We start from the raw sequence: 24,181 nt of genomic DNA on the forward strand, positions 1-24,181 counted from the left end.
GTCACCAGACCCCCGGGACGAGCCGGGCATGGCCGGCCGCGTAGGCGCTGTAACCGGGGATGTTCATCAGCATCCGCTCCTCGGTGCGGATCCGGAACGTGATCGCGGCCGCGAGGAGCACGAGCAGCACCACGCTCACCGGGTTGAGGAAGAAGGCGACGAACCCGGCGTGCGCCAGCAGCATGCCCGCGTACGCGGGGTGGCGGATGAAGCGGTAGAGGCCGTAGGTGACGATCTGGTGGTCCTGCTGGCGCATGACGTGGTGCGAGTAGAACCGGCCGAGCGTGTGGATCGCCACCTGCCGCAGGACCACTCCGCCGACGAAGAGCAGGGCGGGCGCGAGCAGCGCCCACGACCAGCCGTCCCACGGCAGCGGACCCAGCACGGCGGCGGCGGCGGTCGCGATCCGCGCCGTCGCGTAGAGCAGCAGCGTCGCCGACTCGCTCGGCGGCGCGGTCGACTTGCGGAAGGTCACGGGGATCTCGACCGCGAGCCACGCCAGATAGCAGGCGGCAAGGAGCCCGGCCACCAGGTCGACGGTGTTTCCGGCGTCGCGCAGGTGGACCACCATGCCGGTGGTCACCGCGGCCACCGCGCACAGGAACAGCAGACGCGGGGCCTGAACGGTCCAGGACGGTCCGCGCCCTGTCGCCGGCTTCACGGTGGTCACTTCGCGGCCCTCCGTTCCTGGTAGCGGGCACGGCTCATGGAGTGGTGGGTGATCGCGATGCCGCCCAGCCGCTCACCGCTGACGGCGTCCAGCAACGCCATGGGGTAAGGGGCGCGCGCACCGCGGGCCGGGGTGAACTCCCAGCGCAGCGACAGCGGGACCGACACCGGCAGATCGGTGGGCACGTCCGCTTCGAGGCTCAGCCACAGCAGCTGGATGTCCGGTTCACGGCCGTGCGCCGTGTGCGCCAGCAAGGTGGACATCTGCCGGGCCGACTCGATCAGCGCGTCCGGTGTGTGCAGACCGTCCGGGCCCCCGTGCAGCCGGTGCCCGGCGGGCGGCACCAGGACGGCGGCCTCCTCGGTACGCAGCGGGGCGCCCAGCAGAATGTTCTCGGGAAGACGCCGGTGCACCAGAGCGGCATCGGCGGGGCGGGTGCGGTCCTGGTCCTGCGACTGGCCCTGCGCCTGGCCGGTGGGCTGTGCGGCGGGGGTGCGGGCCAGGCCGACGACGGCCTGGCACACGGTGCCGCCCTCCTGCTCGGCCCGCAGCTGCCAGGCCGGCCCCTCCTCGGCGGGGGCCGGCTCGCAGTGCAGCGTCACCGGCTCGCCGGGCTCACAGATCCGGTCGAAACTCAGCGATATCCGCAGCCGGTTGAGACCCGCGTCGGCCTGGTCCCGCACCTGCGCACGGACCAGATCGAGCAGCGCCGTCACCAGCAGCATGCCGGGTATGTGATCGAGCGGATGGTCGTAGAAACAGCGATCGGTCTCGTCCACGTCCAGCCGGACCGTCGTCCTGCCGGTCCCGGGCACCGACCCCGCCACATCATCCAACGTGGGGTCAGCTGCCCCGAACGCGGTCTGTACTAAAGATGTCATGGAGGTCGACGCTAATCATCGATCAGCGCTTCAGGTCGAAAACCAGTCGAACTTCTGTTATCTCCCGTCCCACCGCCCCCGCGTGCCCCGCGCGTCCCGCGTGCCCCGGTGGCCTCATCCGCCTCAGCACTTATACACGGTCCTCGCTCGGCCCGTAGGCGACGAAGCGGGCGACCGTCGAACGTTCACCGGCCGTTCTCTCCGTCTGACACCACATGAGCCTGCGCCAGCAGGGCGAGCAGCTCGCCGAGTTGCTCGCGCACCGACGGATCCGTGATGAGTCCGTCCGCACCCCTCATCTGAGGAGACACCGGGATCCGCGCGCAGGCCGACTCCACGATCGCGGCGCCGGTGTAGCCCAGAACCAGGCGCAGCGTGGCCTCCGCGCCCCCGCCGCGCCCCGGGGCGGCGGCGTTCACCCACGCGACGGGCTTGTCGCAGATCTCCGTACCGCCGACCGTCCAGTCCAGCAGGTTCTTGAACGAGCCGGGCAGGGTACCGGCGTACTCCGGCGTGCAGATCAACACCGCAGCCGCCTCGCGGATCGCCGTCCGCAGCTCCGCCACGGCTTGCGGCAGCGGGTCCTTGTCATCGTCGGGGTTGAAGTGGGGCAGCGCCGCCAGCCCTTCGTAGAGGACCGTGCGCACCCGGGAGGAGGCCGCGACCGCGTGCGCGGTGCTCAGCACCGACTCGTTGGAGGAACCGGCCCGCAGGCTTCCGGACAGCAAGAGAATCACAGGCAGCGTAGACATCTCGCCACCCTAACGCTCCGCCATCTCCACGGCGACCAGCATCCAGTGACCGTCCGTGCCCCTTGTTCATCGCGTACTGATGGTTTTGAGCCAGAGACAGGAAAAAGAAAGGAACTTGATATTCAATCGGGCGTATGTAGTGTTTATTCGTCTGTTCCGAACGCCTTTGGTCACGTGTCAGAGGGGTGCGCGAGAATATGGGGGAGCCAATCCGTGAGTACGTCCACATGGGTCGGCCAGCGGCCGTCGGCGGCTCATTCCTCGCTCCCGCGATGTCAGGCACGGCAAGGGCCGTCGAGGTTCCGGCCGAGGTGAGCACGGTCGCGGACGGCGCCTGGAACGGTTATACGAGATGCGAGTTGCATCTCGCCTGACGAGATACGCCGCGCATTCCCCTGCGCGACGGACATGAAGCGCAGCGCCCGGGGGCAGCCGGGAACCGTTTATGTCGCCTGGGGCACCTATCGACGCCACCAGGATTCCCGCCGAGTGGAATTCCGCCCTGTTTTCACGATCCGACGCGAAGAATTAATGGTTCCACTTCCGGCGGTCCCGATGTCATCGCGGTTCCGATCTCATCGCAGTCCCGATGTCATCGCAGAGCCGAACGCCCCAGCGGCGGCAAGATCACAAACGTACTGAAGAATAGGGAGTTCCGAGATGGATGGACGCGTTGTCCTGCTGATACCGGGGACCGTTCCCCGGCCGAGCAGCGGTGTCTTGGGCGAGCTGGCACGGGAGTTCGCCTCTGTCGGCGAGGTGCTGGCGCGCATCGACGAAGTCGCGGTGGAGCTGGGCATGGAGAAGGTGTCTCCCCGCCTGGTCGGCCCGAGCGCCCCGCCGCCCGGTACGGCCGATCCGGACGCGCAGTACCTGGAGATCTTCGCGGTCTCCGCGGCGGTGTGCGCGGCTGCCGCCGAGTGCGGCCTGGAGCCCTTCGCCGTGGCGGGGCAGAGCATCGGCGAGTTGTGGGCGCTGGCCGCGGGCGGGCATCTGACGGTCGAGGACGCGGCCCGCATCGCGGTGGCCCGTTCCCGGGCCCTGTCCGAGCAGGACTGGCCGGGGGCGATGCTGGCGGTGGGGACCCGGGAGGCCGACGCGCGCAGCCTCGCGGCGCTGGTCGGGGACCCCGACCTGGTGGTGGCCTGCGTGAACGCGCCGCGCCAGTCCGTCTTGAGCGGACCGGCCGCCGCGATCGCGCGTGCCGGCGAGATCGCCGAGTTCATGGGGTGGCCGACCGCCGAACTGGACGTCCCGCACGCCTCGCACTCCCCGGCCCTCGGCCCGGCGGCCCGCCTGCTGAGGGCCCAGCAGCCCCCGGTGGCGTACGGGGGCAGGAACTGGCGGATCTGGTCCACGAACCTGGCCCGCGAGGTGGGGGACGAGGACCCGCTGGAGATGACCATCGACGCGTTGACCAGCCCCGTCCGGCTCCTGGACACCCTCAGGGAGCTCCACGGGCAGGGCGTGAACGTCTTCGTGGACTGCGGAGCACGACCGGTCGCCGGCCCCCTCGCGGAGGCTTCGTTGCCGGGCATCCGGGTGCACGTCCCGCTGGCCGATCCGGCCGGTCCGGCCGCCGTGCTGCGCGCCCTCGCGTCGGGCGCCGCGACCTCGGCCCCGCTCGGCCCCGTCGGGTCCGGGAAAAGCGGCGGAAAGAAGTCCAAGGGCAAGGAGAAGGACAAGAGCAAGGACAAGGACAGGGGCAGGACCAAGGGCAAGGTGAAGGACTCCCGGTCCGCCCACCCCTCCCCCACGGGCGTTCCCGTCTGGGCGACGGCCGCCGCACCGGTCCATGAAGCCGTGCACCCCGCCACCGAGACCGTGCGGGAGGCCCCCGCCGCGTCCGAGCCCGCAGTGTCCAAGCCCGCCGAGTCCGCGCCCGCCGTAACGGCCGTACCGGGGGCGGCACTCGACCGGCAGGAGATCGTGGCCCGCCTGCGCACCCTGTACGCGGAGGCCCTGGAGTACCCCGAAGAGGTACTGGAGGAGGACGCGGACCTGGAGGCGTCCCTCGGCATCGAGTCCCTCCAGCAACTGGCCCTCCTGCGACGCACCGAGGAGCTCTACGGCGTCGAGGGTCTGCGGCACCACCCGCAGCTCCTCCAACTGGCCACCTTGGGCAGGATCGCCGACGCCGTCATCGAGGCCCGAGCGGCGGTGTAGCGCGGTTTCGTCCCCGAGAGGGGAGCACCGGGAACTCGCCGGCGGGACCGAACCGGTCACGGAGCCGGGCCCAGAGCCCGTCTTTCGGATCAGGCCGGATCAGCCCGCGGGCGTGGGTCCCCGGCACCGCAGCACACCACACCGGCTGGACGGACACCTGTGCCGGCCCTGCCCGATCAGAGGAATCCGGAGAGAACACCATGAGCAACCCACCCATCGCGGTCGTGGGGTACGGCGCGGTCCTGGCCGGCGCCGACAGCCCACACAAGGTATGGGAAGTCCTGGAAGCCGGCCGCAACCAGTTCAAGCCGCCCCTGCTGTGGAGCGCCGAGCACATCATGCCGCCCGAGCTGCAGAGCGCGGCCCAGGGCGGCTTCATCGACCGGCTCACGCCGCACCCCCGCCTGGCCGCCGAGATCGACGCCGGGGACTGGCCCGCCGACGCCCCGCCCGTCATGACGTTCCTGCGGCACTCCGCCCTCCAGGCCCTCGACGGACTGCGTTCCCGCGACAACGACCGCTGGCTGTGCGCGGCGGCCACCATGGGCGAGCACGAGTACCCCCACCTCTACAACGACGTGCTCGCCCGCACCTACGCGCGTCATTTCGAGCGGGCCACCGAGACCAGGCCCGGTGCGGGCTGGCTCAACGAGCACACCGGTGACCTCCTGGCGGCCCACTACCAGCGCGACTCCTTCCCCCCTGAGCTGTCCACGGCCCCCTTCTACCTCCACCGTGCCCTGGAGGGCCTCCTGCCGGCCGGCGCGGAGAGCGTCGTCGCCGAGGCGGCCTGCGCGAGCAGCCTCTACGCCCTGGACGCGGCCGTCCGCTCCCTGCAGCAGGACACCTCCGACATCGCCCTGTGCACCTCCAGCGTCATGATCAGTCCGTCCCTGTGCCGGCTGTTCGGGACCACCGGCACCCTGGCGACCGGGGACGAGATCCGTCCCTTCGACGAGAATTCCTCCGGAACGCGGACCGGCGAGGGAAGCATCACCCTGGTCCTCAAGCGCCTGGACCGGGCCCGGTCCGACGGGGACACCGTGCACGCGGTGATCCGCGGCATCGGGCTGTCCGCCGACGGCCGGGCCGCGTCGATTCACGCTCCCGCCGCCCGTGGCCAGTTGCTCGCGCTGCGCCGCGCCTGGCGGGAGGCCGGCATCGCGGCCGACGACCTCGACTGGATCGTCGCCCACGGCACCGGTACCACCAAGGGCGACCCGATCGAGCTCGACATGCTCCGCGACGCCCTGGCCGACCGGACCAGCCCCTGCCCGATCACCTCCGCGAAAGCGATCTTCGGGCACACCATCGCCAACGCCGGTCTGGTCTCCGTCCTGCACGCCGTCCTCGGCCTGCGCCACGAACGGATCCTGCGCCAGCCCTACTTCGACCGCTTTCCCGCGCCCGCCCCCGAGGCCGGGGCGACCGCGGCCGCGGCCGGACCCGCCGTCGATCCCGTCGCCGTCCCGCTGCGGCACATCGACTGGCCGCCCGGCGACCGCCCCCGTACCGTCGCCGTCTCCTCCGCCGGCCTGGGAGGGGTCAACGGTCACGTCGTCCTCACCGACGACCACCCGAGCCTGCGCTGCCCCGATTCCACCGGGGCGGACTCCCCCCAGGACGACATCGTCATCGTCGCCCGCACCGCGCTGTTCCCCGGGGCCGCCACCGACACGGTCGCCGCCTGGCTACGCGGTGAAGGACCGGCCCCCGAGCCCGGGTTCGGCGACCGTTACCCCCATCCGACCGATCCTCCCCTGCGCATCCCGCCGCCCACGCTCCGCCAGATCGACCGCACCCAGATCATGTCCGTCGAGGCCGTCCGCGATCTGGCGCCCGCCCTCGGGGCGGCCTGGGACGAACTGCGCCCGACCACGGCCGTCATCGCCGCCGCGGGAACGATGACGCGGCGCTCGGTCGAAGCCATGGCCCACATCCACCTCACCGACGCCACGGCGCCGGTCGCCGCGCTCCACGGCTCCGAGGCCGCCGAGGAACTGCGCGCGGTGCTGGCCGCCGCCGTGACCGAGGGGTCCGCCAGTCCGCACGCCCACACCTTCACCGGAGCGCCGACGGGCCTGGTGGCCGGCCGTGTGGCCAACTACCACGACCTGCAAGGCCCCATCACGACCTGTCACGCCGACACCGACAGCGCCCTCGCCGCACTGCGCCATGCCGAGCGGTGGCTGCACAACGGCTCCTGCGATCTCGTCCTCGTCTGCGCCGCGGACGGCAACTCACTGCCGCAGAGCGACACACCGGCCGGCACCCTCGATGTGCCCAGCGACCGCGCGCCCGGCGAGGGCGTGGTCGTCCTCGCCCTCACCCGGGCGCGGACCGCGGCCCGTCACGGCCTGCCCGCACTGGCGACCGTACGGACCCGCATGCCCCACCCGGACGATCCGCCGGCCCCCAAGGACGGGCAGCACCTCGCCGACGGCCCCCGCTACCGTGCCGCGGCCGGGGCCCTCGCGGTGCTGGGCGCCCTGACGACCGGATCGGACACCGTCATCACGCCCCGCACGCCGGGTGCTCCCGCGGTCCACATCACCCCGGCCGGGACGGCCGGCGCCGCATCCGACCGGGCGTGGCGCACCCTCCAGGAGGCGCCGGACGTACCGCAGGCCCACCCGATGCAGTACGGCCTGCACGAGCTTCCCGCGCCGGAGCCCCTCGCCGGTACGCGGCCCGACCCGTTCGCCCCCGGGACGCTGGTGCTGTGCGACGAGCCGTTCCTGGCCGGTCTCGTGCCCGACGCCCCGGACGTCCACCTGTGGAGCCCCGCCGCCACCCCGACGCCCCATGCCACGCCCGTGCGCGCCGAGGACGTCACCGCAGCCCTGGCCGGGCTGGAGGCGCCGCCGCGGCACGTGCGGATCCTGACCCGGCTGCCCGCCATCACCTCGCCGACCGCCACCGCGCGCGTCCTGGCCCTGCACGACCTCACCTTCGCCACCGTCAGCGCCCTGGCCGGGCCGCTCGCGACCGGCAGCATCACGGTGTTGCTCACCCACGCCCTGCCTGCCGGTGTCCCGCACCCCTTCAGCGGCCTGTTCACGGGGTCGCTGCGTTCCTTCGCGACGGAGCTGCCCGACTGCGTCGCCTTGACGGTGCTCGCCGAGGACGTGCAGCCGCGCAAGGCCCTCGGCCTGCTCGCCGCCGAGTCGTCACGGCGCGTGCCCGGCTGCGCCGTCGCCCACCTGAACGGCAAACGCCTCGGCTACCGGATGGCTCCGGCCCCCGGTTCGGAACCGGCGACCGCCGCGAACCCCGCGACCACGGCGCCCGCGTTCGCACTGGACGGGGATTCGGTGATCCTCGCGGCCGGCGGAGCCCGTGGCATCACCCCCTCGCTCCTCCTCGCCCTCACCGCCGACAAGGCCCCCCACCTCTACATCATGGGCCGCACCCCCCTGCCCGATCCGGACGAGGGACCCGTGCCCTCCCTGGCCGACCACATCCGCCGGGCCCGCGCCGAGGACCCCTCCCTCTCCGTCAAGGACATCAAGGCCTCACACGCGCGACGTGTCCGCGCCCAGGAGACCGCCCGGACCCTCGCCCGGCTCCGAGAACAGTGCAGCGCCGACCGCGTCCACTACCTTCCCTGCGACCTCACCGACGCCGAGCTGGTGACGCGGACGGTCCGGCACGTCCTGGACCGGCACGGCCGCATCGACCTGCTGCTCAACACCGCCACCGAGATCAGGTCCCGTGCCCTCGGAGTGAAGACCCTCGGGGACTTCCGCACCGTCCGGGACATCAAGGTCCTCGGCTACCTCCATCTGAAGGACGCCCTGCGCGACGCCCCGCCGCGCCTGTGGTGCAACTTCAGCTCGATGTCCGTGCTCTACGGCAACCCCGGGGACGCCGACTACGTCGCCGGCAACGACTTCCTGACCTGCGCCGCCCGCCACCACTCCACGCCCGACGCCGAGGAGTTCAGCCTGATGTGGGCCGTGTGGTCCGATCAGGGGGTGGGCTCCGATCCCCTCCTGGCCGAGCAGATCGCCAGCACCGGCCAGTACGAAGCCGTCAGCGCCCGCGAGGGCGCCGGCCAGCTCATCCGGGCACTGACCCACCACGCCCGCGTACCGGCCCTGGCCTTCCTGGGCGCCCAGGGCCCCGAGGCCGCGAACCATCCCCCGGAGACCACCTCCGCCCCCCACCCCACCTCCGCCCCGCCGCAGCCCGCGGCGCACGCGCCGCTCCTGGGACGGCGCGTGACGGACGAGGGTGGTGACAGCGTCTTCGAACACCACCTGCCCCACCCCCGGGACGCCGACGGCCCGGACGCCTGGGTCACCCACCACACGGTCAAGGGCGTCCCCGTCGTCCCCGGCACCTTCGGCCTGGAAATCGCCGCCGAAGCCGCCCTGGCCCTCGCACCGGACCTGCACGTCGTCGGCTTCCGGGACCTGCGCTGCCACAGCGCCCTGACCGTCCTGCCCCACCATCCCCCGCTGCTCATACGGACCCGGGCGCACCTGCTGCCCGCGGCCGACGACGGCAGCCGGCGGGTCCGCGTCCGCATCCTGACCGACCGTACGAGTCCGAACGGCACGGTCCTGGTCCGGGACCGCCTCTGCCACAGCGTCGACGTCCTCCTCTCCCCCGAGCCGCGCCCGATCCCCGCGCAGGACCATCCCCGGCCCAGCCGGCCGTCACCCGGCATCCCCCTGCACGAGCCCAACCCGCTCGTCCACCTCACCGGCCCCTTCGCCTCCACCAGCGGTCACCGCGCGGACCACCACGGTGCCAGCGCCCGGTTCGCGCTCGCCCCGCTCTGGCACCCCGCCTTCGCGGCGTTCCGCATCCCGGTACTCACCCTCGACGCCATGATCCAGACCGCGGGCCTCGCCACGGCTCCCGACGACACCCCCGTCCCCCTGTCGGCGCTCACCGGCATCGACGTCATCGACTTCGCCACCTCCCACAACGACACCGCCCTCACCCACGCCCATCCCGCCCCGGGGATCCTCATCCACGCCCCGGCTTCCACCGCCGCCGGCAGCGTCCACGCCCTCGCCGGCACCACCACCCTCGTGCGCATGCACGGCATCCACGGCGCGGTGCTGGGCACCCTGGACCGCGCCACCGGCCGCGTCGACCGCGCCGCCGGCCCCGCACAACCCCACACACTCGGCATCCCCGGCACGGCGACGCCCGCCATGCCGGACCCCACCGAAACGGCGGCCCGGTCATGAAATGGGACGACATCCTCATCCGCGCCACGGGCCGGTGGCTGCCGACAGCCACCGCGACCTCCGACGCCCTCGCCCTCGGCCTGATCCCACAGCGCCGCGCCGACCAGCTCGGCTCCTCTTTCACCACCACGACCACCGAGCAACTCGCCGTCCGCATGGCGACCCGGGCCGCCTTCGACGCACTGGCCAACGCCGCGGTCAGCCCGCAGGACCTCTCCCTGCTCGTCTACACCACCGTCGGCAGCCAAGCCCACAGCACTCCCGCCCAGTACCTCCAACGGGCCCTCGCCGCCCCCAACGCCGAGTGCTACGAACTGCGTGCCGCCAGCAACGGCGGCATGACCGGCCTCCTCGCCGCCGCCGGCCACCTCGCCGCCCGCCCCGACGGCGAAGCACTGGTCACCGCCGCCGCGATCTTCCCGCCCGAGCACTTGGACCGCTGGCAGGGCAGTCCGGGAATGATCATGGCGGACGGAGGCAGCGCGCTCCTGATGTCCCGCCGCTCCGGCTTCGCCCGGCTCTGCGCCACCGCCCACACCTCGATCCCCGAACTCGAGGAGTTCAGCAGGGAACAGGCGCAGATGGACGACGAGCAGTGGAACGCCAAGCGGCGGAAGTTCCTCGCGGACACCGGCCTGCCACCGCACGAACACCTCATCTGGAAGGCCTTGGACCGTACCCTCAAAGCGGTCCTGGCCGAGGAGGACATCGACTCCAAGGCCTTGGCGCACACCATCGTCCCGTCGTCCGCCTGGCAGATGGCCGACTTCTACTTCGCCGAACCCCTCGGTCTCACCCGCGAACGCACCACCTGGTACTACGCCCGTCAGACCGGCCACATCGGCCCCGCCGACCAGTTCCTCGGCCTCGACCACCTGATCCGCGAACGCCGCCTGTACCCGGGCGACTACGTCCTCATGGTCGGCCTCGGCGGCGGCTACTGCATGGCGCACACCCTGATCCAGATCATCGAACCACCGGTGCCCCGCAACCGCGTCCACGTGGACCGCTGATCCCGTGGTCCCCGGGGGGCGGAGCCGTCCGGCTCCGCCCCCCCCCTTCCCCCCAGTCGGGTCCCGGTGCCGCGTGGTGCGTCCCGTCATGGAGGCTCATGGGGCACGTTGGTACGCGGCGCCCGCCGGTGCGCGCGCCACCCCACAGCACGGACGCGGAGGTACACGGTGGGCGATGACCAAGAGGATCGCTACGAGCTGGTGTTCGACAGGAGGGAGCCCGGGGCGGAAGGCACGGACATCGTCGTCGTCAGACGCACCGATCAGACGGGTCCGGGCGGTCATCCCGTCTACGCCGACGACACGGGCATCATCCGTGCCGAGATCAGCGACCAGGGCGAGCTCCGGATACTGCCTTCAGGGGGCCAGCAGGCCCTGACCCAGCCCGTTCGCGCGCAGCGTCCCGCGTCGTGACCCGGGGCCGGTGAGGACGGTTGGTCCGGCCGCTCCCCTCAGGGCCCGGTCAGCGCTCGTACGTGCCGACCAGGGTGCCCGCGGCCAGTTCCTTGCCCTCGACCGCGCGGTGCACGGTGTCGACGGCCGGTCGGCCGTGCAGGCTGATCGGCTCGGACAGCGCGTACAGGCGGAAGAAGTACCGGTGCGGTCCGTGACCCGGCGGAGGCATCGGTCCGCCCCAGCCCACGTGCCCGAAGTCATTGGGCCACGGCAGCCCGCCCCGGGGTTTTTGCCCCTCCTCGGCCCCTGTGGCCGCCGGGTCGATTCCGGTGACCAGCCAGTGCAGGAAGGTGCCTCCGGGGGCATCGGGGTCCTCGCAGAGCAGCACCAGCTCGGCGGTCCCCTCGGGCGCCGCCGACCAGGTCAGCGGCGGCGAGAGGTTCTCCCCCTCGCCGCTGTAGCGGCGGGGGATCTCGGTGTGGTCGTCGAACGCGGTGCTGCGCAGTTCCATTGCGGTCATGAGCGGCGCCCTACCCGCGGGCGGCGGCGCGGACACCGGCCCGCAGGGCAGAACACCCGATCAGCGGCGCCCAGCCCCGCCCGTACCCGGAACCGGTGACGGAGCCGGAAGCACGCCGGGATGCGCGTCCCGGCCCCGCCGAGGATGGTGGATCCAGGCTCTTCTTTCCGTGCTCCGCCCGAGCGCGGCGGCCTCCGGGAGGTCCCATGCGCCGTGTACTCGCTTCTGTGCTCTGCGGACTGGTCGCGGCCACGACGGGCTGTGCCGGACAGGCCACGGTCACCACCACGCCGGCCGGCAGCACGTCGGCCCGGGAAGCGGCGATCGCCGTGGAGCGTTCGACGCCCACGCCCACACCGTCCCGGCCCGCTTCCGCCGCAGTGGGGACCACCATCGATCTCACCGGTCTGAAGGACGGCGAGAAGCTCGCGGTCACCCTCGTGAAGCTCGTCGATCCGGCCCAGCCCAAGAACCCGTACCTCACGCCGGAGGCGGGAGCACGGTTCGTGGCGGTCCAGTTCCGGCTGAAGAACACGGGCACCGACGTCTACCAGGACTCCCCCGGCAACGGCGCGAAGCTCGTGGACACCCAGGGCCAGCAGTTCGACGCGACGTACGGGGGGACCACCGCCGGCCCCGAATTCCCGGGCAGCATCACCGTCGCGCCCGGAGACACGGCGCTGGGGTTCATCACCTTCGACGTTCCCAGCGCATCCGAGATCGTCAAGGTGCAGTTCACGATGAACAGCGGGTTCTCCCGCAATACGGGCCAGTGGAACGTGCCCTGACGCGCTCACCGGCCCGCGCACGCAGCAGGAATGCGATCCAGCTGCGGTACGGCCTCCACCTCTCGGCCAGGCGGACCAGCTCCGCGACGTCGGCCGTCGGCCCCGGCAGGGCGTACGCGTCGGCCATGGCGGCGTGGAGCCGGGGTTCGTGGCGGGGGAACAGGTCGGGGTGTCCCGCGCCGCGTATGAGGATGAGTTCGGCGGAGAACGGGCCGATGCCCGGCAGTTCCCGTAGCGCGGCGAGGGCGTCCTCGGCGGGCAGGGCGCGCAGGCGGGCGGCGTCCAGTTCGCCGGCGGCTGCGGCTTCGGCCACGCCGTGCAGCCGCCGCACCTTGACCTCGGTCAGGCCGGGAAAGCTCGTGAGCGTGCGCAGGACCTGGGGGGCGGGGAAGGCGAACCGCTCGTGGCCCGCGACCTCGACACGGTGTCCGTACCGCTGGGCGAGCAGGGTCTTCACGGCGGCGGCGTGGCTCATACGGACCCGCTGGCCGATGACCGCCCATGCCGCGGCCTCGTAGGGGGAAGGGAAGCAGACCGGTCGCAGGCCGGGGAACTCGTCCATCAGCTCCGCGACCAGCGGTTCGGCGGACCCCAGCGCGGGCAGGCCGGAGCCGTCCACGTCGAGGGAGAGGATGCGGGCCACGTCGGCGGCGGCCGGGTGGCGGGGGGCGCCGGGCCCCACGGGCGACGCTCCACCGGCGCCGGTGGAGCGGGCGCCCGCGGAGGGTGCGCCGGTCGGGTGGAGCGCGATCTCGGCCCGTACGATCCCGGCCCGTACCGCGCCGGCCGACGACGTCGCCGACGTCTCGTCCTGTCGCACCGCGGCCGTCACGGTGAAGCGCCCGTCGTCCGAGGGGAAGGCCAGCCGGAGGGTCCCGTCCCGCCCGCCCGAGTCGGGGGCCGGGGCGAAGCCTTCGAGGAACCGCAGCCCGGCCGCGAGCGAGAACGGGCCCCGGGGTGTGAGGACGACGGCGGTCACGGTCAGCCTCCGTGCACGGTGAGGCGGTAGCCCTCGGGCCCGGTGAAGGTGAACGCGGGACCGAACGGGCTGTCGTGGAGCGCGGTGACGGCGACCCCGGCGGTCGCGAGCCGCTCGTGCACCTCTGCGGCGTCCGTGGTCCTCAGCCACAGCGCCACCCCGAGTCCGGGGCGGGCGTCGCCGTCCAGGTCGACGCCCGGGAGCGGCTCACGGACGGCGAACGGGATGGGACTGCTGGCGAAGACCACCGCGCCGGGCGGTGAGGCGGGCGCGCGGCGCATACCGAGGTGCGCTTCGAAGAAGGTCGCCGCAGCCTGCACGTCCCTTACCTGCAAGGCGACGAAGTCGGGGCCTTCGATGGTGGCGGGCATGGTTCCTCCGGGAGTTGGATGTCAACACTTTGACATCTGGACTGTAGGCACCACCCCGTCGGTATGTCAAAATGCTGACATGGAAGACCGTGCGCCGCTCCCCGTGCCCCACCCGGCCCAAGACGTCACCGAGCACGTCGGATACCGCCTCAAACGCGCCTCGGCCGCCCTGCGCGGCGCCATGGACAAGGCCCTGCGCGAGCACGGCCTCACCGTGCCGCAGTACTCCTGCCTCGAACTGCTCGACCAGAAGCCGGGCCTGTCCAATGCCGACCTGGCCCGCGGCACCTTCGTCAGCCGGCAGTCCGCGAACGTCGTGCTGCGCGGCCTGAAGGAGGCCGGACTCATCTCCCGGCCCGCCACCACCGACCACGGCCGGGCCCTGCCCGTCCACCTCACGCCCGCCGGACAGGAGCGCCTGCACGCGGCCCGAGCCGCCGTCTACGCCGTCGAAGTGCGCATGGTCGACGCCCTCTCCGGCAAGCGCCTGGCAGCGCTCCTGGCGGACCTCGACACCATGACCGAGGCACTCGGCGGGTGAGCGAACGCCGTTGCGGGGGGAGCGGGCGGGCGGACAGAACCGCCAGGTCGTCGCCCCCGCATGGCCGCCCACGCCCTACCCGGATCCCGCCTCGGCCTGCTCCGCCCGGTTCGGCGCGGCGGGCAGGTCCTGCACGTCCCCTTCCGGATGCGCCGTACACGCGCCGCTCGCCCGGAACGGCTCGGCGAGCTGGGCGAGATAGCCGACCGGATAGTCGGGCTTGGCCGCCATTCCGAGGTCCGCGCTGGTGAACCGCCGGGCCGGGTCGAAGGAGTAGGTGCCCAACATGCGGTCCCAGATGAGCGTGAAGAGACCGAAGTTGACGTCGCCCACCCCCGCCCACTTCAGGTGGTGGAAGCGGTGCCCTTCGTTCAGCGCCAGCACCCCGCGCAGCGGTCCCACGCGGTAGTCGGCGTTGGAGTGCTGCAAGAGCAGCTGGACGGCCGCCGCGAGGGAGAGCCCGGCGGCGACGTCGACCGGCAGCCCGATGACCAGGAGGGGAGCGACGCCGGCGGTCAGCTCCACGCTCTGGTGCAGGGGATGCTTCATCAGCCCGTTGAAACCGTAGAACCGGTTCACCGAGTGGTGGACCGCGTGGAACCGCCACAGGACCCCCACCTTGTGACTGGCGAAGTGCACCAGCGTGATGCCCGCGTCCGCCGCCAGGATCGCGAAGAGCACCTGGAGGGCGAAGGGCCAGCCGTGCGGCCACACGTCGGCGACGGTGACGACGGCGGCCAGCAGCGGGATGGCGGTCACGCTCGCGAGGACCAGGGTCTCGTTGACCACGGCGTGCGCGGTGTCACGGCCGCCGTCCCCGGCGGCCTCGTTCCACTCCGGGAGGTACGGCACGAGGCGCTCGGCGGTGAAGGACGCGGCGACCGCGACCGCGAGGAGAGCGAGCAGCCACAGCCTTGAGGCGCCCGCAGCCAGTAGAGCGATGCCCGCCCCGTTGATTCCCAGCAGCAGGAAGGGGGCGTAGAAGAAGCGTACGAAGTCGTTGCCCATGCCCCTCAGCGTGCGCCGCACCTGCTCGACCGGCTTGGACGGATCCGCCGCGCTCTCCGACGGCGTGTCGCACCCTCCTCGTCCTCCCCCGGTCCCCACACCTATCCATGACCTGTCACATGTGAAATATTACCTGCGCTGCGGCACCCTGCCGGGCTCAACTCACGGAAAGGCACGCCACGTTGCGCAGACTCGCTGCGGTGGGTGCGGCGATATCCCTCGCCGCCCTCACCCTCCTCGCCGCCCCGGCCGTCGCCGCCACACCACCCCCCGCACCGCCCCTCGGCGGGCCGCAGGCCGAACACGCCGCCGCCCCGCCGCCCGCTCCGCTGGAACTCCAGAGGCAGTCCCTGCGCCGCCAGGCCCTCGAAAGCGTCGCGGCGGGCGGCGCCGAGGGTCTTCGCGCGGAGGCGGACGGCACCCTCCCGCGGACCGCGAAGATCGGCAAGCGGTACGTCGAACTCGCCCAGGAACGCAAGGACAAGGTCTTCGTCATCCTGGCCGAGTTCGGCGACCAGACCGACCCCCGCTTCGGCGGCACCCCCGGCCCCCTGCACAACACCATCGGCAAGCCGGCCAAGGACGACAACCACACCCTGTGGCGCAAGGACTTCGGACGGGACTTCTACCAGCGGCAGTTCTTCTCCACCGACCCCGGATCGGCGTCGATGCGCGCCTACTACCGGCTCCAGTCCTCCGGCCGCTACGACATGGACGGCACGGTCTCCGACTGGGTCAAGCTCCCCTTCAACGAAGCCCGTTACGGCACCGACAACTGCACCGAGCCGGGCCAGTGCCGCACCAACTGGGACATGATCCGCGACGCCACCGCCGCCTGGTACGACGCCGAGCGCGCGAAGGGCCGTAGCCCCGGGCAGATCAAGGAGCAGCTCGCCGAGTACGACGTGTGGGACCGCTACGACGCCGACCACGACGGAAACTTCGACGAGCCGGACGGCTACCTCGACCACCTGGTCGTCGTGCACGCGGGCAAGGACCAGACCTGGGGCGGCGGCGCCCAGGGCAAGGACGCCGTCTGGGCGCACCGCTGGTTCGCGTACTGGAACCAGGCCGGCAGCGCGGGTCCGGAGGGCAACAAGGCCGGCGGCACCCCGGTGGGTGAGACCGGCATATGGGCCGGTGACTACCTCACGGGCGGCGAGAACAGCGGAGCCGGGCTGTTCTCCCACGAGTTCGGCCACGATCTGGGCCTGCCCGACCTGTACAGCTCGGACGGGGACAACAGCGTCAACTTCTGGTCCCTGATGTCTTCGGCGTCCTACCTCGGCAAGGGCCCCAACACGACGGGCGAGTTCCCCGGCGACCTCGACCCGTGGAGCAAGCTGCAACTCGGCTGGCTGGAGTACACGGAAGCCGACGCGGGCCGCAAGACCCGTGCGGTGCTGGGTGTTTCCGGCTACAACACCGAGGATCCGCAGGCGCTGCTGGTGCACCTGCCGCCCTCGGTGACGCGTACCGAGCTGACGGACCCGTACGAGGGCGCCAGCCAGTGGTGGAGCGGCACCGGGGACTTCATGGACAACACCCTGGGCCGTACGGTCGACCTCACGGGAGCCGGCTCCGCCCGGTTCGACGCCCGGGTCTGGCACGACACCGAGCAGGACTTCGACTTCCTGACGGTGGAGGCCTCCACGGACGGCGGTACGAACTGGGCACCGTTGGCGGGCACCGTCGACGGGGCGGCCATCCCCGCGAACGGCGTCTCCGGCACCTCGTCCGGCTGGCGGGAACTGAGCGTGCCCCTGGACCGGTTCGCCGGACGGAGCGTCCAGCTGCGCCTGCGCGTGACCTCGGACGGCAACACCCATGGCAAGGGCGTCACCTTCGACGACCTGCGGATCACGGCGGACGGCCGGGAGCTGCTGCGCGACGGCGCGGAGCAAGGTGCGAACGGGTGGACGGCACACAAGTGGTCGCGCACCGAGGGCCGTACGGGCACCGCGGAGCACCCGCGCGCGTACTTCGCGGAGAACCGCCGCTACACGGGTTACGGCAGCCTGCTGAAGACCGGCCCGTACAATTTCGGTTTCAGCGGCGACAAGGTGGAGTTCTACCCGTACCAGCAGGGCGTGCTGATCTGGCTCTGGAACACCGAGTACAGCGACAACACCACCAAGGCCCACCCGGGCGCCGGTCTACTGCTGCCGGTCGACGCCCGTCCCGAGCCGCTGCGGTTCGCGGACGGCAGCCTGCTGAACGCGCGCGCCCAGACGTTCGACGCGCCGTTCTCGCGCCGGGCGAGTGAGCGGATCGTGCTGCACAAGGCCGGTTCCCCGCTCGTGGTCCCGTCGCGGCCCGGGGTGGCGGTGTTCGACGACCGGCACGGCTCGTACTGGAACGCCGAGCTGCCTCAGCTCGGGGTCCGGGTCCCGGACACGGGAACGCGGATCACGGTGGAGAAGGAGGCCGCGGGCGGCGCCCTCACCACCCTCCAGGTCAGCCCCTCGCCCTGAGGTCCGAGACCGTTGCGGACGGCTCCGGCCGTCCGCAACGGCTGCCATGCCCTGGCCGGAGCCCTGGCCCGGGGCTTGTGACTCCGCCCACCCCCTCTTGACCCGGGAAGGAAGGGCTACCTAATTTCGACAGCATGGCCCCCGACTCCCCCGTCCCGTCCCCCGACCCCTCCGGCGCCCCCGCGCTGGTCGACTTCGCGGTCGACCTCACCTCGCAGGAGGTGCTCCGGCGCGCCCAGGTGATGGCGGCCCTCGGCCCGGACTGGAATCCGGTCGAGGTGCTGCTCGGCGAGGAGGAGGCGTACGAACTGCTGTACTCCGGACTCGACGCGGGGCAGCAGCGCCTCTACGACGACCTGGTCGCGGCCGGGGTGCTGCCCGCGCGAGGAGACGGCCGTGCTGCCGATTGACCCGCAGGCCGACCCCGGGCGCCGCGCCTGGGTGGCCTGCCCGAAGTGCGAGGACGCGCGCGACTGCGAGCCCTGCGGGCAACGGCGTACCTGCTCCACCCACTGGCGCTACCTGCTCGCCAACACCGGCAGCCTGCTCCACCTGCAGTGCCCCGCGTGCACGCACGTCTGGGTGCACGAGACCGGCTTCGGCGCCACCCGCTCGCTGTGGAACCGCGTCGTCGGCATGCTCCCCGGCTTCTGAAGCGCACCGGACCGCCCGGCCGACCGGGGCTCCGCCCCGCCCCGGCGACCTCACGGCCCGGGACGGGCCAGCCTGCCGAGCAGTTCCACCGCCTCGTGGACGGCGACCGGCTGGAAGAAGCGCGCGTCGGCCTCTTCGACGGCGGCGATCGCGCGCGGCGCCAGCTCGGCGCCGGCGTCGGTGGCGCGCAGCCGCTTGGCGCGGGTGTCGGCGGGATCGGTCTCGCGCTCGATCAGCCCCTTGGCCTCCAGGGCGCGCAGGACCTGCGAGGTCATCTTGACGTCGGTGCCGGCCTGGCGGGCCAGCGCCAGCTGGTTGGGCTGTTCGCCCTGCGTGTTGAACCACCAGGTGCAGGCCAGCAGCACGAATTGGACGTGGGTCAGGCCGAGGGGGGCGAGGGCCGCGGCGATGCCGCGCTGCCAGCGCAGCGTGGCGTGCCAGAGCAGGAATCCGGGACTCTCGCCCGGCGCGAGGGCCATCAGCCGCTCGCCAGCTCGACGAGGGCGTCCATGGTCGAGGGCCAGTCGGCGGTGATGGCCGGGCCGATCTGGGGGCCGACCTCGTCGGCCGCCGCCCCGGTGATCTCCATCCGGTACGTCACCCGCGTACGCAGCCGCTCGCCCCGGTCGAGCCGGTGGACGGTGCGCAGTACCAGGCCGTCGAACCGGGCCTCGTCCACGAACCGTTCGCCGACGACTGCTTCGGCGATCCGCAGGTGCACGGGGTCCGGGCCGGCCGGGTTCATCACGATGTCGGTGCCCGCCGCGAACGGGCCGCTGATCTCGATGCTCTCGATGTCAGCGTTCCACTTCCCCCAGGTCTCCACGTCGGCCCACAGGCGCCAGATCGCCTCGGGCGCGACAGTGGTCTCGGTGCTGTGCTCGTACGTCCACATCAAGGGGCTCCTCGGCTCGAACTGGAAAGGCTTCGCATAGATTATCTGCGCACAGACTATCTGTCCAGACGGGTCCCCCGCGGCTCCGAGGCGTCCTCGGAGCCGATCGCCCTCAGGCGCGCAGCGCGGCGTCCAGCTCGCGGACCAGCTCCCCCACGCGTCCGCCTCCGGGCGGTGCGGCCGGGAGCCGGCCGAGCACTGCGGGGACCGCTGCGGGTGCGTGATGGAGGGCCCAGTGCAGGGTCCCCGCCGCCACACTCACACTCCGGTCTTCCGCGGCTGCACACTCTTCTGCCCGCACCGCATGCGCTGCCGCACCGAGAATGTGTTTCACCTGGTGAGCGCTGGCCTTGGGGTGGAGGTACGCGGCGGCCGCCGCATGGCTCGCCGCCCGTGCCGCGTCGACCGCGGCGGGTGAAACGGCGTCCCGTGCGGCGCGGTAGGCCGCCCACGCGCTCTGGCGCAGGGCGGCCGTGCGCCGGCCGCCCCCGGCGAAGGCGTCCGCCGCGTCGATGGCATCACGGGGGCGCGTGTCGGCGGGCAGGCTCTGTTCGAAGACCGACAGGACCCTGCGCGCGCAACCGGCCGCGTAGCCCGCGATCTCGCGCAGCTCGTGTTCGCTCAGTTCGATTTCGTCCGACTCCGTGGGCACCGGTCCATGGTGCCGCATCCCCCGTCGGCCGGGGTGACATGTCAGGCCGGAGGAAGCCGCGAGGGTTCGGTACGGAGCACGGGCCGGACCACGGGCCGGGAGCGCCGCTCGCGGACACTCCCGGCCCTCGGCCCGCGGGCCGTCAGACGGCCGGGCCTCCGACGTACCGGCCGACGGGCACGCGCCTCACTCGACCGACTCCGGCATGGCGAACCGTGCGGCGATCAACGAGGCCAGGACGTCCGGTTGTTCGGTGAGGAAGTAGTGACCGCCGCCGGGGACCTCCTCCAGCTCGATCTGCGTCGCGTAGCGCTCCCACCTGAGGTACTCGCGCTCGTATCCCTCGGTCACGCTGTCCGCGTCACCCATGACGACCACGGTCGGAACGGTCAGCCGCTTCTCCTGGCCCTTCTCCGCCTCGACCTGGAAGAGCAGCCCCTGGACCATGTCGTGCCTGATCACGTTCAGGACGGTCTGCAAGTCGGAGTCGTCGAGTGCCCCGTTGAACCCTCCGATCGACGCCATGTAGGCGTGGAGGGACTCCGCCGGCAGGTTCGCGGCGACGTCCAGCTGAGCTCCCGGATCGGCTTCGGGCAGGGCGGCGCCGATGTACAGGGCGGCAGGTGGCCGGCCCGTCTGCTCCAGCCGTCGCGCCACCGCCACCGCGAGCGAGGAACCGGCGCAGTGGCCGTACAGGGCGAAGGGGCCGCTGAGGGAACTGCTGATCTCCGCGGCGATCAGCTCGACGCTGTCGGCCATGGACAGCAAGGGCTCCTGAGGCTGCGTCGGGTCGTGACCGGGCAGCGCGGCCGCCCACAGTGCCATGCCGGGCGGCAGCTCGGCGGCGAGGCCCTGGAAGGCCGCGGCGGTGCCGCCTCCGTACGGGATGCACACGAGCGTGAAGTCCGCGTCGGGCCCAGCTTCGTGGCCGGTCATCGGACGCAGGATCGGCTGCTTGCCGTCCGACTCCGCCAGTTCCAGGATGCGGCGGGCGAGCCGTACCGGGGTGGGGTTCTGGAACACGTCCAGTACCGAAAGCCCCCGGCCCACCCGGCGGGCCAGACGCACCGCCTTGAAGGAGTCACCGCCGAGGTCGAAGAAGTCGTCCTCGGCGCCGACGTCCGCGATCCCGAGGGCGTGGGCGAAGGCGTCGACGGCCTCCCGCTCCAGGGGAGTCCGCCCGGCCGCACCGCGCGCGGCGCGAGGGTGCGCGTACGCCGGCTCGGGCAGGGCCCGGCGGTCGAGTTTGCCGTTGGCCGTCAGAGGGATCTCGTCGATCGCCATGACGGCGGCGGGCACCATGTGCGGAGGCAGGCGGAGCGCGAGCAGGCGGCGCAGGTCGGCCGGATCCGCGGCACCGGCGGCGTCCTCCAGCACCGCGTACCCGATCAGCGCGTCGTCCCCCACCGCGTCCTTCCGCGCCACCACGCAGGCGGTCGTGACGCCCGGGCACGCGCGCAGGGCGGCCTCGATCTCCCCCAGCTCGATCCGGTAACCCCGGATCTTCACCTGGTCGTCCGCGCGGCCCCAGTACTGGAGGAGCCCGTCGCGCTGCCGACGGGCCAGGTCCCCGGACCGGTACATCCTGGATCCGGGAGCCCCGAACGGATCGGCGACGAACCGGCCGGCAGTGAGCCCCGGCCGGTCCCGGTACCCACGGGCCACCTGCTCCCCGGCGACGTAGAGCTCGCCCGTGACACCGGGAGGAACGGGCTGCAGGTTCGCGTCGAGCAGATAGAGGGCCAGCCCCGGCAGGCTGTGGCCGATCAGGCTGCCGGGCTGGGCCGCGCGGGGCGCGCTGTCGAGCGCGACGTGACTGGCATGGACGGTGGTCTCCGTGATCCCGTACATGTTGACCAGGACCGGAGCGTCGTCGGCATGCAGCCCGTACCAGTCCTCCAGCCGGGCCAGGTCGAGCGCCTCGCCGCCGAACACCACGTAGCGCAGGGCCAGCCGTTGGCCGGTCACCGGATCGTCCTTGTCGGCCTGGAGCAGCTGGTAGAACGCCGAGGGGGTCTGACTGAGGATGCTCACCTTCTCCTGGGCGAGCAACCGCAGGAGCTCGTCCGGCGACCGCCTGGTCGTGGTGGGGACGACGACGAGGCACCCGCCGTGCAGGAGCGGTCCCCACAGTTCCCAGACGGAGAAGTCGAACGAGTACGAATGGGCCATCGTCCACACGTCGGACGCCCGGAAGTCGAAGAGCTGGCGGGTGGCGGCGAACAGGGCCAGGACGTTGCGGTGGGGCACCACGACGCCCTTCGGGCGTCCCGTGGAACCCGAGGTGTAGATGACGTAGGCCGTGTTGTCCGGCGAGGTGGGCCAGCGCAGTTCGCCGGGCTCCAGGTCGTGGCGCGCCAGACCGGCCAGGTGGGCGAGGGTGGCCGCGGCATCGGTCTCCACGGCGGGTACCTCCGGCCGGCAGGCCCCGGCGGCCACCGCGCCCGACGTCGTGAGCAGCAGGAGGGGTTGAGCGTCCTGGAGTAGGAATCCGATCCGGTCCTCGGGGTAGTCGGGGTCGACCGGGAGGTACGCGGCCCCCGATTTGAGGACCGCGAGCAGCGCGACGACGAGGTCGGCCGTCTGCGGCATCGCGACCGCCACCAGCCGTTCCGGTCCGGCGCCGTGCTGGACGAGCAGCCGCGCCAGTTGGTTCGCCCGCGCGTTCAGTTCCCCGTAGGAGAGCGAGGACGTCCCGCTCTTCACGGCCGGGGCATCCGGTGTCCGGGCGGCCTGCGCTTCGAAGGCGTGCGCGAGGGTGTGGTGCGCGTCCGCCGTCGGCGCCGTCCGGTGCGGGCGGACCTCCAGGAAGCGGCGTCGTTCGTCGGCGTCGAGCAGGTCGACCTCGCCGATGAGGCGCCCGGAGTCCGTGAGCACCTGCTGCAGGAAGGCCTCGAACCTGACGCGGTGGTCCTTGAGGTCCTCGGCGGTGTAGAGGCCCGCGTTGGCGTCGAATCCGAACTTCAGGCCCTGCGGTGTTTCGTAGGCGCCGAACATGAAGTCCTCGATCGGGCCGGGCGTGATGTTCTGGTGCCGGGCCGGGCACCCTGCGAAGGTCAGCCCGGCGCCGAGCGTCAGGACGTTGGCGAGGGGACCGAAGATGCGCGCGTCCCCGTGCGTGCGCCGGAAGTCGCGGCGCATCTCCTCGAAGCGGTACCGGCGGTGCGCGCGGGACTCCCTGATCTTCCCGCCGACCTGCTCGACGAGCTCCGAGAAGCGCAGCGAGCCGGGGACGCGCAGCCTCAGCGGGATCACGTTGGAGACCATGCCGGGAGTGGTCGCCGAGGGTCCCGGTCGGCGGTTCGCCACCGGCAGTCCGACGACGACTTCGGCCGACCCGGTGAGGCGACCGAGGTAGGCGGCGAACGCCGCGATCACGACGCGCGGCAGGTTCGTCCCGTGAGCGCGGGCGCACGCGTAGACGAGGTCCGTCAGTTCGGCGGTGACGTGCCAGGTCTCCCGGACCGGCACCCCTGCCGGCATCATCGCGTCGTCGCTCAGGGCGGGCACGCGCTCGATGCCCTCGAACTCGTCCGACCAGTAGCGGCGGTCTTCGGAGAACTCGGCGGACGAGCGGTAGCGCTGGTCCTCTTCGACCAGGGCGAGCAGGGTGTCGAACTGCGTGTCCGGAACGGGCCGACCGGCGGCCAGGGCGTCGTAGACCTCGGCCGCGCGCTGCGTCAGGAGGTGGGTGGAGGCGCCGTCGGCGCCCAGGTGGTGGAGTTGGTAGAACCAGATGTGCCGTTCCGGGGATATACGGAGGATCGCGTGCCGCTGCGCCTCGCCCAGGACCGGGCTCAACGGGATGCCGGCCTGCGCGCCCATCCAGTCCTGGGCCGCTGTCCACGGCTCCTCCTCGCCGGTGAAGTCGACGAGGGGAACGTCCACGGACACGTCGGCTTCCACGCGCTGCCACGGGCCTTCGGCGTCCTCACCGCAGGATATGGACAGTGACTGCGCCTCGTGCGAGGTGCGGCGGACCGCTTCCTGGAGTAAGTCAGGGCTCACCGGACCGGTTATGTCCAGGAACTCGTTGATCATGTGGGCGAGCTTGGAGTCGTCCAGCTGGAGTCCGTACCAGATTCCGGCCTGGCCTTCGGTCAGCGGGAGCCTGGGTGCAGACGAGTTCTCCATGGTTCAAGAAACCCCGTTCATGAGGGAATGGCGTGCCCGCTGCCTTCCGGAAGCACGCCGGCGAGCGGATCCATGTGCGA

Annotated in this window: 20 protein-coding genes; 9 read left to right on the top strand and 11 right to left on the bottom strand. The window is 72.1% G+C overall.

Annotated features, from left to right (window positions below; translation table 11 throughout):
• Position 1 precedes the first annotated feature (1 nt).
• The 3 genes from AC07DU_RS32040 to AC07DU_RS32050 form a co-directional block, all read right to left on the bottom strand.
• A complete protein-coding gene (locus tag AC07DU_RS32040) occupies positions 2–670 on the bottom strand; it encodes a methyltransferase family protein (protein WP_479115314.1) in 669 nt (222 codons plus the stop codon).
• Positions 667–1,551, bottom strand: a complete 885-nt coding sequence (locus AC07DU_RS32045; RefSeq protein WP_479115316.1) for an AfsA-related hotdog domain-containing protein — start codon at positions 1,549–1,551, stop codon at positions 667–669. Before AC07DU_RS32045 ends, AC07DU_RS32040 begins: the two co-directional genes overlap by 4 nt.
• Positions 1,552–1,736: 185 nt before the next feature.
• Complete coding sequence (locus AC07DU_RS32050; RefSeq protein ID WP_479115318.1) at positions 1,737–2,303, bottom strand: NADPH-dependent FMN reductase; 567 nt, start codon at positions 2,301–2,303, stop codon at positions 1,737–1,739.
• A gap of 660 nt (positions 2,304–2,963) precedes the next feature.
• Here AC07DU_RS32050 and AC07DU_RS32055 point away from each other — a divergent pair.
• From AC07DU_RS32055 to AC07DU_RS32070, 4 genes are all read left to right on the top strand, one after another.
• Positions 2,964–4,469, top strand: coding sequence for an acyltransferase domain-containing protein (locus tag AC07DU_RS32055; RefSeq protein ID WP_479115321.1), 1,506 nt, complete (start codon positions 2,964–2,966; stop codon positions 4,467–4,469).
• Positions 4,470–4,669: 200 nt separating this feature from the next.
• On the top strand, positions 4,670–9,676 hold the full coding sequence (locus AC07DU_RS32060; RefSeq protein WP_479115323.1) for an SDR family NAD(P)-dependent oxidoreductase: 5,007 nt from the start codon (positions 4,670–4,672) through the stop codon (positions 9,674–9,676).
• A complete protein-coding gene (locus AC07DU_RS32065; RefSeq protein WP_479115325.1) occupies positions 9,673–10,689 on the top strand; it encodes a ketoacyl-ACP synthase III family protein in 1,017 nt (338 codons plus the stop codon). Before AC07DU_RS32060 ends, AC07DU_RS32065 begins: the two co-directional genes overlap by 4 nt.
• A 168-nt stretch (positions 10,690–10,857) precedes the next feature.
• Positions 10,858–11,103, top strand: coding sequence for a DUF6296 family protein (locus AC07DU_RS32070; RefSeq protein WP_479034083.1), 246 nt, complete (start codon positions 10,858–10,860; stop codon positions 11,101–11,103).
• A 49-nt stretch (positions 11,104–11,152) separates the two neighbouring features.
• Here AC07DU_RS32070 and AC07DU_RS32075 read toward each other — a convergent pair whose 3' ends face one another.
• Positions 11,153–11,605 carry a YbhB/YbcL family Raf kinase inhibitor-like protein gene (locus tag AC07DU_RS32075; protein ID WP_479034080.1) on the bottom strand — a complete coding sequence of 151 codons (453 nt, stop codon included), beginning with the start codon at positions 11,603–11,605 and terminating at the stop codon, positions 11,153–11,155.
• A gap of 206 nt (positions 11,606–11,811) precedes the next feature.
• On the opposite strand from AC07DU_RS32075, the gene AC07DU_RS32080 reads away from it, so the two are divergent.
• Positions 11,812–12,393, top strand: coding sequence for a DUF4352 domain-containing protein (locus AC07DU_RS32080; RefSeq protein ID WP_479115327.1), 582 nt, complete (start codon positions 11,812–11,814; stop codon positions 12,391–12,393).
• Here AC07DU_RS32080 and AC07DU_RS32085 read toward each other — a convergent pair.
• Entirely contained in the window at positions 12,341–13,372 is a 1,032-nt protein-coding gene (locus AC07DU_RS32085; protein WP_479115329.1) for a DNA-3-methyladenine glycosylase family protein, read from the bottom strand. The two genes, AC07DU_RS32080 and AC07DU_RS32085, sit on opposite strands and share 53 nt — an antisense overlap.
• 2 nt (positions 13,373–13,374) lie before the next feature.
• Positions 13,375–13,743: a VOC family protein gene (locus AC07DU_RS32090; RefSeq protein WP_453372688.1), complete on the bottom strand. Its 369-nt coding sequence runs from the start codon at positions 13,741–13,743 to the stop codon at positions 13,375–13,377.
• A gap of 79 nt (positions 13,744–13,822) precedes the next feature.
• Between AC07DU_RS32090 and AC07DU_RS32095 the strand changes: the two genes are divergently transcribed.
• Positions 13,823–14,284 (top strand): MarR family winged helix-turn-helix transcriptional regulator, encoded by a 462-nt coding sequence (locus tag AC07DU_RS32095; protein WP_479034068.1) that lies wholly within the window; start codon positions 13,823–13,825, stop codon positions 14,282–14,284.
• Positions 14,285–14,359: 75 nt separating this feature from the next.
• Here AC07DU_RS32095 and AC07DU_RS32100 read toward each other — a convergent pair whose 3' ends face one another.
• Positions 14,360–15,292 (bottom strand): sterol desaturase family protein, encoded by a 933-nt coding sequence (locus tag AC07DU_RS32100; RefSeq protein WP_479115332.1) that lies wholly within the window; start codon positions 15,290–15,292, stop codon positions 14,360–14,362.
• 200 nt (positions 15,293–15,492) lie between these two features.
• Here AC07DU_RS32100 and AC07DU_RS32105 point away from each other — a divergent pair, with 200 nt between their 5' ends.
• The 3 genes from AC07DU_RS32105 to AC07DU_RS32115 all read left to right on the top strand — a co-directional run bounded on the left by AC07DU_RS32105 (position 15,493) and on the right by AC07DU_RS32115 (position 18,420).
• Entirely contained in the window at positions 15,493–17,766 is a 2,274-nt protein-coding gene (locus AC07DU_RS32105; RefSeq protein ID WP_479115334.1) for an immune inhibitor A domain-containing protein, read from the top strand.
• Between the two features lie 134 nt (positions 17,767–17,900).
• Positions 17,901–18,176 (top strand): DUF6400 family protein, encoded by a 276-nt coding sequence (locus AC07DU_RS32110; protein WP_479115336.1) that lies wholly within the window; start codon positions 17,901–17,903, stop codon positions 18,174–18,176.
• Positions 18,163–18,420 (top strand): hypothetical protein, encoded by a 258-nt coding sequence (locus AC07DU_RS32115; protein ID WP_453372684.1) that lies wholly within the window; start codon positions 18,163–18,165, stop codon positions 18,418–18,420. The genes AC07DU_RS32110 and AC07DU_RS32115 overlap by 14 nt, the downstream gene beginning before the upstream one ends.
• A 50-nt stretch (positions 18,421–18,470) precedes the next feature.
• On the opposite strand, the gene AC07DU_RS32120 is transcribed toward AC07DU_RS32115, so the two are convergent.
• The 4 genes from AC07DU_RS32120 to AC07DU_RS32135 form a co-directional block, all read right to left on the bottom strand.
• A complete protein-coding gene (locus AC07DU_RS32120; protein WP_453372683.1) occupies positions 18,471–18,899 on the bottom strand; it encodes a MarR family winged helix-turn-helix transcriptional regulator in 429 nt (142 codons plus the stop codon).
• Positions 18,899–19,315, bottom strand: coding sequence for an SRPBCC family protein (locus tag AC07DU_RS32125; RefSeq protein ID WP_479115338.1), 417 nt, complete (start codon positions 19,313–19,315; stop codon positions 18,899–18,901). The genes AC07DU_RS32120 and AC07DU_RS32125 overlap by 1 nt, the downstream gene beginning before the upstream one ends.
• A gap of 112 nt (positions 19,316–19,427) precedes the next feature.
• Positions 19,428–19,967 (bottom strand): putative immunity protein, encoded by a 540-nt coding sequence (locus AC07DU_RS32130; RefSeq protein ID WP_479115340.1) that lies wholly within the window; start codon positions 19,965–19,967, stop codon positions 19,428–19,430.
• Positions 19,968–20,153: 186 nt separating this feature from the next.
• Entirely contained in the window at positions 20,154–24,101 is a 3,948-nt protein-coding gene (locus AC07DU_RS32135; protein ID WP_479115342.1) for an amino acid adenylation domain-containing protein, read from the bottom strand.
• Positions 24,102–24,181: the final 80 nt, after the last annotated feature.

It is taken from the genome of Streptomyces sp. NPDC045695 (assembly GCF_056432025.1).